Source organism: Rahnella perminowiae (genome assembly GCF_019049755.1).
GTDB classification, from domain to species: Bacteria; Pseudomonadota; Gammaproteobacteria; order Enterobacterales; family Enterobacteriaceae; genus Rahnella; species Rahnella perminowiae.
Genome location: NZ_JAFMOS010000528.1, coordinates 1 through 14981, shown reverse-complemented (window position 1 = coordinate 14981; position 14981 = coordinate 1). Strand labels below are relative to the sequence as shown.

The window sequence follows — 14981 nt, the reverse complement described above, 5'->3', positions numbered from 1 at the left end:
TAATAATGTATGTAAAAGCGTTTCACTGAATGAGGCGCCATCACAGCAACGGACTCTGCCAGTACACCAAAACTAAAGTGTTTTTCGATTACTTAGCAGCCCAATTGTCACAATTAATTTAGTTTACATCAGGAACAACATTGTATTGGCGGTGAAGTAAATACCGCGGGGTAAATCTAATTGTCATCGTGAGATTTATTAATCAGCCAATGATCCAATTGTTTTGATAGTAAAAAATACTCCTGTCACGCCGGGTAAAACTCTTGCTGCATGGAATATGTCTATCAATCCGCCGTCTTAAAAAACGGCATCGGTTACGGGGTAGAACAGAATGTCCGAATTGCTTAAGCACATATATGATATCAACCTGTCATATTTACTGTTGGCACAGCGTTTGATTAACGACGAAAAGGCCTCAGCGATGTTTCGCCTGGGGATCGACGACGTAATGGCAGATACCCTGAGACAGCTGACGCTGCCTCAGATGGTGAAGTTAGCTGAAACGAACCAGCTTTTATGTCAGTTCCGCTTTGATGACAGTAAGACAATTGAACGCTTGACCCAGGATTCGCGTGTGGATGACTTGCAACAAATTCATACCGGTATCTTGTTGTCCAGCCACCTGCTGAAAGGTCTGGCTGCGAAAGACAGCGGCGCGATGAAGAAAAGGGCGTAGCTATGTCTGGTAAAGATGCGTCAACCAAACCGGCAGAAAAAAGTATTGTTCAGGAAGCGCGGGACATTCAGCTGGCGATGGAACTGATTACGCTGGGTGCCAGATTGCAGATGCTGGAAAGCGAAACGCAATTAAGTCGCGGCCGGCTGATAAAACTGTACAAAGAATTACGAGGAAGTCCTCCCCCGAAAGGCATGCTGCCGTTCTCTACTGACTGGTTCATGACCTGGGAACAAAATATCCATTCTTCCATGTTTTACAACGCTTACTCTTTCCTGCTTAAGAGCGGCCACTGTAATGGCGTGGAAGCCGTGATCAAGGCTTACCGTTTATATCTGGAACAGTGTCCTGAGCAGCCTGGTGAAGCGCCGATCCTCGCGCTGACACGTGCCTGGACATTAGTACGTTTTGTCGACAGCGGTATGTTGCAGCTTTCAGCGTGTAACTGCTGTGAAGGCTCATTTATTACCCATGCACACCAGCCCCGCCACGGGTTTGTTTGCAGTCTTTGCCAGCCCCCGTCCCGAGCAGTAAAAAAACGTAAACTTTCCCCGCAGGTTGCCGATATAACATCTCAAGAGCTGGACGAACAGGTCAAGCGCGCAGTTTGAGAGAGTTGGGTAGCAGTAAGTCGTTCTGAGCGGTGGCTACCACCGCTCATCAATTCCCCCCTGACATCTCAGTCATTCTTTGACCTCTTTTTTGCAAGTTCTGTGGCAAAAATGGGCCAGACACATGGCGCGCGCTTTACCTCGCCCTAAAACCACATCGAATTAAGGATTCATCGTGCTAGTGATAATAGGTTACATCGTGGTGTTGGGCTCAGTGTTCGGCGGTTTCATGCTCGTCGGCGGTGAACTGGGCGCGTTATACCAACCCGCAGAATTGCTCATCATTGGCGGTGCCGGTATCGGTGCCTTCTTCGTCGGTAATAACGGTAAAGCGATCAAATCCACAATGCGTGCGCTGCCTCAGCTGTTCCGCGCATCGAAATACAACAAAGCGTTGTATATGGATTTGATGGCGCTGCTTTACCGGGTATTAGCCAAATCACGTCAACAGGGGATGCTGTCGCTGGAAAATGACATCGACAATCCGGCCGAAAGTGACATTTTTGCTAATTATCCGCGCATCCTTGCCGATAAACATTTAGTCGAATATCTGACTGACTATCTGCGACTTATGGTCAGTGGCAACATGAACGCCTTTGAAATCGAAGCGCTGATGGACGAGGAAATCGAAACTTACGAGCACGAGAGTGAAGTGCCGGCGAACAGCCTGGCGCTGGTCGGTGACTCACTTCCGGCATTCGGTATCGTCGCTGCGGTCATGGGGATCGTACATACTCTGGCGGCGGCAGACCGTCCGGCTGCGGAACTCGGGGCGCTGATTGCTCATGCCATGGTCGGGACCTTCCTCGGTATCCTGCTGGCGTACGGTTTTATTTCTCCGCTGGCCAGCGTGTTACGCCAGAAGAGTGCTGAAAACGCCAAAATGATGCAGTGCATTAAGGTGACATTACTGTCGAGCATTAACGGTTATGCGCCGCAAATTGCCGTCGAATTTGGCCGTAAAACGTTGTACACCTCAGAGCGACCTTCCTTTATTGAACTGGAGGAGCACGTTCGCCAGGTCAAGTCGCCGGGTCAGAAACAAACTGAAGAAGAAAAAGTATGAAGCATCAAAGCCATCCAATCGTTGTTGTACGTAAGAAAAAGAATAAGCACGGCGGAGGGCATCACGGCGGTTCGTGGAAGATTGCTTACGCTGACTTTATGACAGCGATGATGGCTTTCTTCCTGGTGATGTGGCTGATTTCCATCTCCAGCCCTAAAGAACTGGTGCAAATTGCCGAATACTTCCGTACACCCCTTGCGGTGGCGATCACCGGCGGGCCACGCAGCAGCGACGCAACCAGCCCGATCCCGGGCGGCGGCGAAGACCCGACCGTGCAGGACGGTGAAGTGCATAAAATGGATCAGTCGCAGGGTGAAAGTAAGCGTGAATCGGATGATTTACAGCGGTTGCAGCAAAAGCTGGAAGATATGCTGGCGTCGGATCCGCGGCTAAAAGATTTACGTCCACACCTGATGATTAATCTGACCGAGCAGGGCTTGCGTATTCAGATTATTGATAGCAAAAACCGCCCGATGTTCCAGCTTGGCAGCGCGATTGTTGAGCCGTACATGCGCGATATCCTCAGGGCGATTGCACCGGTGCTGGATGATTTTCCGAATAAAATTAGCCTGGCGGGCCATACCGATGATATGCCGTATGCCACGGGCGAACGCGGCTACAGCAATTGGGAACTGTCGACTGATCGCGCCAATGCTTCACGTCGCGAGATGGTAACAGGCGGCCTCAGTGAAGGAAAAGTCCTGCGGGTGATGGGCATGGGGTCTTCCATGCAGCTGAAAAATCATCCGGCAGGTGATGCTATCAACCGTCGTATCAGCATTTTGGTCCTGAACAAACATGCTGAAGAGGCGATTGAACGGGAAAACAGTGAGGGCGAGGCGATCACGATCAGTGACGCTGGCGAGCTGCAAAGACAAGTACAAGGCACACGAACAGTGCCGGCATTAGCACCACAAATGAGTCCGGCACCGGCAGCCCCGGCGTTAGCGCCACAGGCAAGCCCGGCACCGGCAACACCAGAGAAAGCACCATCAATACCCGGGATTGAGACGCAGACGCCAGTGACACCATCGGCAGGCGCTCAACCTGCGACGGCAGCTCCGGCTGCCGCGGCGGGCACGGCACCTGCGACACATTAACAAGCCGCGATTCACAGCAGAGGTGATCACGTGAGCATGGATATTACTGATTTTTATCAGACATTTTTTGATGAAGCAGACGAGTTGCTGGCGGACATGGAACAACATCTGTTGTTGCTTGATCCGCAAGCGCCTGACATTGAGCAACTGAATGCGATTTTCCGCGCAGCGCACTCAATCAAAGGCGGTGCAGCGACGTTTGGATTTACGGTTTTACAGGAAACGACTCACTTACTGGAAAACCTGCTCGACGGTGCTCGTCGCGCTGAAATGAGCCTGAGCACTGACATCATCAACCTGTTTCTGGAAACAAAAGACATTATGCAGGAGCAACTCGACGCCTATAAATCTTCCCGGGATCCTGACGCAGAAAGCTTTGAATATATCTGTGCGGCCCTGAGACAACTGGCCCTCGAAGCGCAACAGGCGCGTGAACCTGCGCCAGATCTTCACGCGGTTGAAGCACTGGCAGCAGCAGAAACTGCCGCGCCAGCGCCGGTAGCCGCGGCGGGCAAGGGCGATTTACGCGTGCGCCTTTCCGGCCTGAAAACTCAGGAAATTCCTGTGATGCTGGAAGAACTCGGCAATCTCGGGGAGATCAAAGATCCGGTTCAGACTGATGACAGTGTGGAAGCCACCCTGATCACTACAGTGACCGAAGACGACATTGTTGCGGTGCTGTGTTTTGTGCTGGAACCGGAACAAATCAGTTTCACACACGCGCCGGCGTCTGCACCTGCTGTCGCGGTAGCCGCTTCTGCGCCTGCTGTAGCGGAAGTTGCCGCCGCACCGGCGGTTGTTGCCCGTCAGGCTCCGGTACTGGTGGCTGTGCCGAACAGTGAACCGGCTAAAGCCCGTGCACCTAAAGCTCCGGAATCCACCAGCATCCGTGTTGCTGTTGAAAAAGTGGACCAGCTGATCAACCTGGTGGGCGAACTGGTGATCACCCAGTCCATGCTGGCGCAGCGTTCAGATTTATTGGATCCGGTGGTGCACAGCGACCTGCTCAACAGCATGGGTCAGCTCGAACGTAACGCCCGTGATTTGCAGGAATCGGTGATGTCGATTCGTATGATGCCGATGGAATTCGTGTTCAGCCGCTTCCCGCGTCTGGTACGTGACCTCGCCAGCAAACTGAATAAGCAAATTGAACTGACCCTGCTCGGCAGCTCGACCGAACTGGATAAGAGCCTGATCGAACGTATCATCGATCCGTTGACGCATCTGGTGCGCAACAGTCTCGATCACGGTGTGGAAACACCGGAAGTGCGTCTTGCCAACGGTAAAGAACCCACCGGTAACCTGACTCTGTCTGCTGAACACCAGGGCGGTAATATCTGCATCGAAGTGATCGACGATGGTGCCGGTCTGAACCGTGAACGTATTCTGGCCAAAGCGGCATCGCAGGGTATGAACGTCAGCGACAACATGAGCGATGAAGAAGTCGGCATGCTGATTTTTGCCGCCGGTTTCTCGACCGCAGAAAAAGTGACTGACGTTTCGGGCCGTGGCGTGGGCATGGACGTAGTGAAACGAAACATTCAGGAAATGGGGGGCCACGTTGAAATCCATTCTCAGCAGGGCAAAGGCACCACCATCCGTATTCTGTTGCCACTGACGCTGGCGATCCTTGACGGCATGTCAGTAAAAGTCGGTAAAGAAGTCTTCATTCTGCCACTGAACGCGGTGATGGAATCGCTGCAACCGCTGTCAGAAGATCTGCATCCGCTGGCCGGTGGTGAACGTGTTCTGCAGGTGCGTGGTGAATATCTGCCGCTGGTTGAGTTGTACAATGTCTTTGATGTTGAAGAGGCCAAAACCGAGGCAACACAGGGCATTGTGGTGATTTTGCAGAGTGCGGGACGTCGCTATGCATTGCTGGTGGATCAACTGATTGGTCAGCATCAGGTTGTGGTAAAAAACCTGGAAAGCAACTATCGCAAAGTACCGGGTATTTCCGCCGCCACCATTTTGGGTGACGGCAGTGTGGCGCTGATCGTGGACGTGTCGGCATTGCAGTCGCTGAACCGCGATAAGTTAGCAACAGGCGCCACCGCCGCATAACAAGCAAAGCTTCCGGCGGCTATAAACGTCGCCGGGTGTGAAAAACTCAGGCCGATTTAAAGATAAAAGCAAAGGTGAACAACATGGCAGGACTTGCAACCGTGGCGAAAATTGCGGGCGAAACAGTAGGTCAGGAATTTCTGATCTTTACTTTAGGCGATGAAGAATACGGCATCGATATCCTCAAAGTGCAGGAAATCCGCGGATACGATCAGGTAACCCGTATTGCTAACACCCCGGCCTTTATTAAAGGTGTCACTAACCTGCGCGGCGTCATTGTGCCAATCCTCGACCTGCGCGTGAAATTCGCTCAGGAAGATGTGATTTACAACGAAAACACCGTAGTGATCGTACTGAACTTCGAAAACCGCGTCGTCGGGATCGTGGTTGACGGTGTGTCAGACGTGCTGTCGCTGAGCCAGGAGCAGATCCGCCCGGCACCGGAATTCGCCGTGACCATGTCGACTGAGTACCTGACCGGGTTGGGTTCGCTTGGCGACCGTATGTTGATTCTGGTGGATATTGAGAAGCTGCTGAGCAGTGAAGAAATGGCACTCGTTGATAGTGTGACGAAAATTTGATTTTCGTTTGTTAACGTCAAAGTCAAAGTCAAAGTCAAGGTCGTGGGCGCCGGCCCACACCGGGGTTAAGGGGCGTAAACGCGCCCCTTAACAATCCTGCGTTTTTTCACTGCGCGCTGTCGCAGGTACGACGGACATGTTTCGCGGCTTCTGTGTGTGGCGCAAAATCTTGTCGCGTTGCGATGCCTTCTCTCGGTCCTGAAGCCCCCGGTCTTCAGGCCGCTCCGTTCAGCAAGATTTTTGAGCACGCCAGTCCCGACCGAATAAAAACCCCGTTCTGATTCTCTCGTAAAATCAAATGCGAAAGGTGTTGTCTTGCTCCTTCCCCTGCGAAGGGGAAGGCCGGGATGGGGTATTAATGGCATCTCTGCAACTCACTGCAAATTCTAAAAACTCCCTGGAAGCAGTATCCCATTCCCGCGATTTGCCCATTTTTAATGTGTGGATATACAGTTATTGTCTCCTCGCTGCGGCAAAATCCGCAGTCAGGTGTAGGAACCTGAACCCTCATGGCGGATGTTTTAATTTCGCCATCGCTTTGTATTACCGGCAAAAAACGAATTATTATCGTATATTGTTTTTGGTAACTCGGGCGGGGCAGCTTTCGGGCTGGTCGGAGAGGGTAACCGATATTCCTACCCCTGCCTGAGTTACCACCTTGAGTGTAGGAACTTAAGTGGTAGCGTGATACGCAATCTAATATTAGGTTCTAATCAAATGGATATTACTCTCACAAACAACACACCCCCCGATTCATGGACACTCACCGATCGCTGCCGGTTACTGGCAAATGCGCTGGTGAATCCGCAAAACAAAGGTGCGCAGGACAGGCTTTGTATGATGCTGCACAACCAGCTCGAATGCCTTGAGGCGTCCTTATCGCAACCCATCCCGGAGCACCGGAAAGATTTAGGCATACCGCTGGACGACGGCTTATTTGATTACGCCGAGCTTGAGCCCGATGAACTTTGCGATCAGTGCATGGCGCTGAACTTCACACTGATGACGCTGCAAGACAGAAAGATAAAAGAGATTATCGCGTTTATCCTGTGGGAACGTTTCGAAATGCTGCGCTGCTCGCTGTATGCCTCCACGGAGGAAGCCGCATGAACAAAGACTGGCATCAGGCCGATATTATTGCGGCCATTAAAAAGAAGGGCACCACGATGGCGGCAGTTTCACGCCGTGCGGGGTTGTGTTCCTCAACGCTTTCGAATGCGCTGACCCGCAAATGGCCGAAAGGTGAAAGGCTGATCGCCGAAGCCATCGGCGTAAAAGCCGAAACCATCTGGCCGAGCCGCTACACCGAAATAACATACAACTGAGATCAGCTCCCTCCCCTGCAAAGGGGAGGGTTGGGGTATTAATGGCATCTGCGAACTAACCCTCTTTTTTGCACTTTCGCTAACCCATTGATTTTACTTAATCACTCAGATCATCAAAAAAAGAGGGTATTTTTGCCCAAACAGGCATAATCTTTTGCAGTTCAAAGGATAAACCTGAAAACGCAACAGTTCACTGCCGTACAGGCAGCTTAGAAATGTCACGCAGTTCCGAGCTAATCCCCATTTCCGTTCACTGCCGTACAGGCAGCTTAGAAACGTTGAATAAACTCCGCCACTGCCATTTTAATGTTCACTGCCGTACAGGCAGCTTAGAAAAGTCAGCTTGCACATCTCTTTTAAGCCTATGTGTTCACTGCCGTACAGGCAGCTTAGAAATGGCGATTGAAATCATAGAAACGCAAATCAAGGTTCACTGCCGTACAGGCAGCTTAGAAAACCACCCCCGGAAACCATCACAGCACAAATCGGTTCACTGCCGTACAGGCAGCTTAGAAATAATGCACGCCGCAAAGAAAAGCTTATCCCCTGTTCACTGCCGTACAGGCAGCTTAGAAAAACATAAAAGGGCTTGAGCGTTCTGCTGCGAGGTTCACTGCCGTACAGGCAGCTTAGAAACGCACATCAACCCACAGGCGGCGGCACGGGACGTTCACTGCCGTACAGGCAGCTTAGAAAAAGTAGTGTGGATACTAAAAAAGGCAGCACAAGTTCACTGCCGTACAGGCAGCTTAGAAAATGAACGCACCGGCCATGTGCGCTGCGGTATTGTTCACTGCCGTACAGGCAGCTTAGAAAGGGTACTTGATTGTGCGAGTGCCTTGAATCCAGTTCACTGCCGTACAGGCAGCTTAGAAAACCGGTGTGGGCCGGCGCCCACGACCTTGACTTGTTCACTGCCGTACAGGCAGCTTAGAAAATGCCTATCAGAGAGACAACCGAACATCGGAGGTTCACTGCCGTACAGGCAGCTTAGAAAGAAAGTAGGGAGTGAATAATGCAGAAAATGGAGTTCACTGCCGTACAGGCAGCTTAGAAAACAAACAAATCTGCGAACTGTTTGGCCGCGCTGTTCACTGCCGTACAGGCAGCTTAGAAAGATAATAATCAGTGCTATTTTGCTGAGTGTAGGTTCACTGCCGCACAGGCAGCTTAGAAAATATTGATGGCGGCGGACGGTTTCGAGACGTTGTTCACTGCCGCACAGGCAGCTTAGAAACTGCCCGTGCCTCACATGGTGAATTTCTGCCGGTTCACTGCCGCACAGGCAGCTTAGAAAGGCATCTACGCCTTTTTCGTATGCGCGCGTTCGTTCACTGCCGCACAGGCAGCTTAGAAATCAATATGCTGGCCGTTCGCCCGGGTGAAGTTGTTCACTGCCGTACAGGCAGCTTAGAAAGAATACATACCCAGAGTTTCATCTGTATGACGGTTCACTGCCGTACAGGCAGCTTAGAAAGGCGTTATTGCCATTGCCGGATTTTGCGCAAGGTTCACTGCCGTACAGGCAGCTTAGAAACAGCGCCGCAACTTTATCAACGTGCGCTTGTTGTTCACTGCCGTACAGGCAGCTTAGAAAACCGTATGTCCCGTGGGGTGAATGGTGCGAAAGTTCACTGCCGTACAGGCAGCTTAGAAAGCGAACGGAATAAAGACAGGATCCGGTATTAGGTTCACTGCCGTACAGGCAGCTTAGAAAGTCAGCGGCACTCAGGAAGTCATCTGCAATATGTTCACTGCCGTACAGGCAGCTTAGAAAGCCCCGCAAAAGCCGGTCGTGTTGCCGGAAGGGTTCACTGCCGTACAGGCAGCTTAGAAACCACTCAAAGTTCAACACAAGGTAAATGGGGAGTTCACTGCCGTACAGGCAGCTTAGAAATTACCGCAATTCAGGCCGCGTGGATAAAATCAGTTCACTGCCGCACAGGCAGCTTAGAAACACCAGGACACCGGCATCGAGCGTCGTTCCCCGTTCACTGCCGCACAGGCAGCTTAGAAACGTGAAACCGCCATAAACAGCAGGACAGATGGGTTCACTGCCGCACAGGCAGCTTAGAAAACAATCACAGACCACCGGCGCTGGACGTGTAAGTTCACTGCCGTACAGGCAGCTTAGAAATTGATTAATTTCAGCAGCGCCGCCAGTTCATCGTTCACTGCCGTACAGGCAGCTTAGAAAGCTACACGCTGGTTAAGGTTCATCACGAAAAGGTTCACTGCCGTACAGGCAGCTTAGAAATGGTGGGTGCAATCACGACAGGCTTTTGCGGGGTTCACTGCCGTACAGGCAGCTTAGAAAGGAATAAGTGAACCGTTGAGATGAATGAACGCGTTCACTGCCGTACAGGCAGCTTAGAAACTTTAAAGCGGAGGAAACCGATCCTCTCTTCTCGTTCACTGCCGTACAGGCAGCTTAGAAAAATGAGGGAACCAATAAGATGTTGGATGATGAGTTCACTGCCGTACAGGCAGCTTAGAAAAAAAATATTTCCACGGTGTTAGCGCGGAGTTCACTGCCGTACAGGCAGCTTAGAAACGGATCCGCATTGCCAATCAAACCATTTCCATGTTCACTGCCGTACAGGCAGCTTAGAAAACCAGTGCGGATACATGGCGGTTGATTGATACGTTCACTGCCGTACAGGCAGCTTAGAAATTTTAAACTCTCATCGCTAAGGCGTTCCATCTGTTCACTGCCGTACAGGCAGCTTAGAAAATGCAAAGAGCTTTTCGAAAGCAGAAAAGAGGGTTCACTGCCGTACAGGCAGCTTAGAAAAGATACGCGCTGGATCAACTCGCGGTTGCGGTGTTCACTGCCGTACAGGCAGCTTAGAAAGCGTAGTCACCCGGGATGGCTTGTACATTCCAGTTCACTGCCGTTCTGGTAATGACACAATACGTTGCAATTAATAAATTGCTCAGCAACTTAATGAATGGGATATATATCACATCAGTGAGAGGTTTAAATATGGCACCCTGTTTTAGGTGTTTTATTAAGCTGAAAAGATAAAAGCAGATGTTATGTTTTTATGAAGCTACTCCCGTTATATTGCAACATCAAATCAACAATGCCTGAAAGCGGTAATTCCATTATTGATATTTACCCTGGTGGCGTTATTTTTATACATGAATTTTGATTAAATCAGGGAATGATAACCAGATGGCTAACGCATTGATGCCTGGCGAGTTAAAAACGATTCTGCATTCTAAACGGTCAAATATTTATTACCTGCAATATTGCCGTGTATTAGTGAATGGCGGGCGGGTTGAATATGTGACGGAAGAAGGCAGGCAGTCATTGTACTGGAATATCCCTATCGCCAATACCACGGTAGTGATGCTGGGAACCGGCACGTCAGTGACACAGGCGGCGATGCGTGAATTTGCCCGTGCGGGCGTGCTGATCGGTTTTTGTGGCGGGGGCGGAACCCCGCTTTACTCGGCGAATGAAGTCGAGGTGAATGTCTCATGGCTGACGTCTCAAAGTGAATATCGTCCGACGGAATATCTTCAGCAATGGGTCAGCTTCTGGTTCGATGAACAGAAACGGCTGGCGGCAGCGGTGGCGTTCCAGAAGGTGCGCAGTGAGCAAATTCGTAAACACTGGTTAAGTGCAACGCTGGCCCGTGAAACCGCTTTCCAGCTGGATACTTCCCGGACAGAATCTCTGTTGCAACGTTTTGAACAAAGCCTGCCAAAGTGTCAAAGCATCGGTGAACTGATGGCACAGGAGGCCGTCATGACAAAAGCGTTATACAAGCTGGCCGCTACGGCAGCGTGTTATGGCGATTTTACTCGTGCGAAACGTGGCGGGGGTGTGGACGTGGCTAACCGTTATCTCGATCACGGCAACTATCTGGCGTACGGACTGGCTGCTACGGCGGTGTGGGTAATAGGTCTGCCACACGGTCTGGCGGTTATGCATGGCAAAACACGGCGCGGCGGTCTGGTATTTGACGTCGCCGATCTCATTAAAGATGCACTGATCCTGCCCCAGGCTTTTATTGCCGCCATGAACGGCGAAGATGAGCAGGAATTTCGTCAGCGTTGCCTGAATCATTTTCAGCGTGCGGATGCGCTCGATATTATGATTGAAACCGTGCAGAACGTCGCACAAGAAATAAGTCAGCAATAATGAATATATTACTGGTGTCGGAATGTAATAAAAAAGCACTGACTGAAACGCGGCGAATCATTGATCAGTTTGCTGAACGCAAAGGAGAACGGACATGGCAAACGGCAATTACCCTGGAAGGGCTGAATACATTACGTCAGATACTCAAAAAAAACGCACGCAGAAATACAGCCGTTGCCTGTCATTGGATTAAATCAAATAATCAGACTGAAGTGCTTTGGATAGTCGGAAATATTCGCAAGTTTAATGACAAAGGGACAGTGCCGACCAATACCACACAACGGGATATTATAAAGTCTGACAGCGAAAATGCTTTTCACAGTGTGCAGACCATCGGACTTCTGGCCGCTATCGCCGGGCTTTTCCATGATTTTGGCAAAGCCAGTCTGCTGTTCCAGAATAAACTCAACGGACAGGGGAAAGGCTTCGAGCCATTCAGGCACGAATGGGTGTCGGTGCGTTTATTCCAGGCGTTTGTCGGCCAGCAGACCGATGAGCAATGGCTGACCCGTTTGCAGCATGTCAGTGCTGAACACGAAAATGCCATGATACAAAATCTGGCCCGCAATAATGTCAGCCACAGTTATAACAGTCCGCTTGAAGGTCTGCCGCCGGTAGCGCGTCATGTCGCCTGGCTGATTGTTTCTCATCATCGCCTGCCGGTTTATCCGCGTCGAAACGACAACTACATCAACCCGCCGCAATTTGCTGATATTCAGCACTGGCAGGATAAGCAGTTTGCGCCGTGCTGGAACTCCACCAATATGGATGCGCCATGGACAGCTAAAGAACAACGTGCCGTCTGGCAGTTCCCGCACGGCACGCCGGTGCAAAGTGCAACATGGCGCAGGAAAGCGCAAAAATTTGCCGCACGCGCGCTGCAACTGCCGTTGTTTACCTCACCACATATCGCGCCTGAACGCCGTCTGACCCGCCATCTTGCCCGGCTGGTACTGATGCTCGCCGATCATTTGTACTCTTCGCTGGATGCAACAGCGGGCTGGCAGGATCCGGCGTTTCCGGCGATTGCCAACACCGACAGAAAGAGCGGCAGAGCCAAACAGCAACTTGATGAGCATAATATTGGTGTCAGCCAGAATGCATGGTTACTGGCGCGTGGACTGCCCTATTTGCGGGAGACGTTACCGGCGATCACCCGGCATAAAGGTTTTAAAAAACGCGCTCAGCAGGAAAGATTTCGCTGGCAGGATAAGGCATTCGACTTAACCTGCGGGCTGCGTGAAAGTGCATGTCAGCACGGCTTTTTTGGCATCAATATGGCATCGACCGGTTGCGGGAAAACGCTGGCGAATGCGCGGATTATGTACGGGCTGGCTGATGAAACGCGCGGATGTCGCTTCTCTGTCGCCCTTGGCCTGCGAGCCCTGACCTTACAGACCGGCGATGCGCTTGGCGAAAAACTGCATCTTGATAAAGAAGATCTGGCGGTGCTGATCGGTTCGCAGGCGGTGCAGAAACTGCATCAGCTTAATCATGATACCGGTGGCGTTAACCGTAACGGCAGTCAGTCTGCGGACGAACTTTTCGCGGAACATCAGTATGTGCGTTACGAAGGGTCGCTTGATACCGGCCGGTTGGGGCAGTGGCTCAAAGGCAAAGACACTCTCCTGAAACTCATCAGTGCCCCGGTTCTGGTGACGACGATAGACCATCTTATGCCTGCCTGTGAAAGCCTGCGCGGCGGTCATCAGATCGCCCCGATGCTCAGGCTGCTGACGGCTGACCTGGTGCTTGACGAGCCTGATGATTTTGATATGGCCGACCTGCCTGCGTTGTGCCGTCTGGTGAACTGGGCGGGAATGCTGGGTTCGCGGGTTTTACTTTCTTCAGCGACGCTGGCACCGGCGCTGGTGCAGGCATTATTCAGTGCGTATGTCGCGGGAAGGAAAGATTACCAGCAAGCCTGCGGGCAGCCCGGGTTGCCGGTGAATGTATGCTGTGCATGGTTTGACGAATTTCATGTAGCGGAAAGTCAGCATATAAGCGGAAAGTCTTTTGGCGAAAAACATCGCGAATTTGTAGCAAAACGGGTGCCGTTATTACAACAGGCCAGCCCGCTGCGGCAGGCCTCCCTGATCACGGTGTCGCCGGAAAGTGCCCGTGAGCAGGATGTCTTAAATGCGGTGTCAGCGCGCGTCCATCAGTCGTTACTTGCGCTGCACAATGCGCATCACCATGGCAAAAATCTGACCGTCGGTATTGTCCGTATGGCAAATATCGATCCGCTGGTCGCGGTGGCAAAATGCCTGATGTCAACGCCGTCTCCGGCAGGCATACAATTACATTATTGCGTCTATCACAGCCAGTATCCGCTGGCGATGCGGGCCCGTATCGAAAATCGTCTTGATGCTATGCTGACCCGCCATGATGAAGAGGCGATCCGGCGGGTAGATGAAGTCCGCCAGGCTTTCGCTGCGCATCCGGAAGAACAGCACATCTTTGTGGTCCTTGCCACCTCTGTCGCGGAAATCGGCCGTGATCATGATTATGACTGGGCCATTGCTGAACCCAGTTCAATGCGATCGCTTATCCAGCTTGCCGGACGCGTTCAGCGCCACCGGCGCTCAGCCCCGCAATGTCCCAATATTCATATCCTGCATAAAAACGTTAAAGCGCTGAAAAAGGTGATACCTGCGTATTGCAAACCGGGTTTTGAAAGCAGTACGCATGAGTTTTCCAGCCATGATTTACACGATTTACTGCGCCGGGAAGAATACGAAATTCTCAACGCTATTCCCCGTATTCAGGAGCGTGATACGCCGGATCCCCTGATGAGCCTGACCGATATGGAGCACGGGCGTTTATGGCCAGAATTACTGGGCCGAAAGCCATGCGGGGAAAACTATGCCGCGCGCTGGTGGCGCGAAGATGCAGACTGGTGCGGTGAATTACAACAGCGGACGCCTTTCAGGCAATCGGCATCCGATCAGCAATATTATCTGTGGCTGGAGGAAGAGGGCGATGAGCCACGTTTCCGTCAGCCTGATGAGGGAGTCGAAGGCTGGAAAGACAGCAGCGGATTTAAGGCCATTGAACAGGAATATGCCGAAGGCGTCAGTCCGTGGATGGAGATGAACTGTGAAATCCTCTATCAGGATCTTGCAGACAGCACCGGCTGGGAGCTGGACCGCATCAGTAAAACGTTTGGAGAAATCTGTTTAGCCGACAGCGAAAACCAACGGTGGCACTGGCATGAAGCATTAGGGGTGTTTGGTGCACTCGGCTGAGTGCACTGCTGCCTGTACGGCAGTTGATGTGATGGAAATTGAGTACCTAAAGCGTATTGCAAAATTCTAAGCTGCCTGAGCGCCAGTCTGATGAATGCTAGTCTGTCTAATAAAAAATATCCATGGGTGAAATGCGTTCTCTTTAAAATTATTAATT

Annotated in this window: 10 protein-coding genes and 1 CRISPR repeat array; all 10 genes read left to right on the top strand. The window is 51.5% G+C overall.

All coding sequences use genetic code 11. The features are described 5' to 3' along the window. The first annotated feature begins 331 nt into the window (after positions 1–331). On the top strand, positions 332–676 hold the full coding sequence (gene flhD / locus J1785_RS11975) for a flagellar transcriptional regulator FlhD (RefSeq protein ID WP_129952695.1): 345 nt from the start codon (positions 332–334) through the stop codon (positions 674–676). A 2-nt stretch (positions 677–678) separates the two neighbouring features. Further along, entirely contained in the window at positions 679–1287 is a 609-nt protein-coding gene (flhC, locus tag J1785_RS11970; RefSeq protein ID WP_101078668.1) for a flagellar transcriptional regulator FlhC, read from the top strand. Between the two features lie 175 nt (positions 1288–1462). After that, positions 1463–2353: a flagellar motor stator protein MotA gene (gene motA, locus J1785_RS11965; protein WP_047609299.1), complete on the top strand. Its 891-nt coding sequence runs from the start codon at positions 1463–1465 to the stop codon at positions 2351–2353. After that, positions 2350–3453 (top strand): flagellar motor protein MotB, encoded by a 1104-nt coding sequence (gene motB, locus J1785_RS11960; protein ID WP_129952696.1) that lies wholly within the window; start codon positions 2350–2352, stop codon positions 3451–3453. Before motA ends, motB begins: the two co-directional genes overlap by 4 nt. 30 nt (positions 3454–3483) lie before the next feature. Further along, on the top strand, positions 3484–5517 hold the full coding sequence (gene cheA, locus J1785_RS11955; protein WP_217219482.1) for a chemotaxis protein CheA: 2034 nt from the start codon (positions 3484–3486) through the stop codon (positions 5515–5517). 83 nt (positions 5518–5600) lie between these two features. Next, positions 5601–6098: a chemotaxis protein CheW gene (gene cheW / locus J1785_RS11950; RefSeq protein WP_129952698.1), complete on the top strand. Its 498-nt coding sequence runs from the start codon at positions 5601–5603 to the stop codon at positions 6096–6098. Between the two features lie 717 nt (positions 6099–6815). Next, on the top strand, positions 6816–7208 hold the full coding sequence (locus J1785_RS11945) for a hypothetical protein (RefSeq protein WP_217137744.1): 393 nt from the start codon (positions 6816–6818) through the stop codon (positions 7206–7208). After that, positions 7205–7423, top strand: coding sequence for a helix-turn-helix domain-containing protein (locus J1785_RS11940; protein WP_129991874.1), 219 nt, complete (start codon positions 7205–7207; stop codon positions 7421–7423). The genes J1785_RS11945 and J1785_RS11940 overlap by 4 nt, the downstream gene beginning before the upstream one ends. Positions 7424–7611: 188 nt before the next feature. Further along, positions 7612–10277: a CRISPR direct-repeat array (repeat unit 28 nt; unit sequence GTTCACTGCCGTACAGGCAGCTTAGAAA). Positions 10278–10601: 324 nt separating this feature from the next. After that, positions 10602–11576: a type I-F CRISPR-associated endonuclease Cas1f gene (gene cas1f, locus J1785_RS11935; protein WP_217219481.1), complete on the top strand. Its 975-nt coding sequence runs from the start codon at positions 10602–10604 to the stop codon at positions 11574–11576. Beyond that, positions 11576–14824: a type I-F CRISPR-associated helicase Cas3f gene (gene cas3f / locus J1785_RS11930; RefSeq protein ID WP_217219480.1), complete on the top strand. Its 3249-nt coding sequence runs from the start codon at positions 11576–11578 to the stop codon at positions 14822–14824. Before cas1f ends, cas3f begins: the two co-directional genes overlap by 1 nt. The last annotated feature ends 157 nt before the right edge of the window (positions 14825–14981 follow it).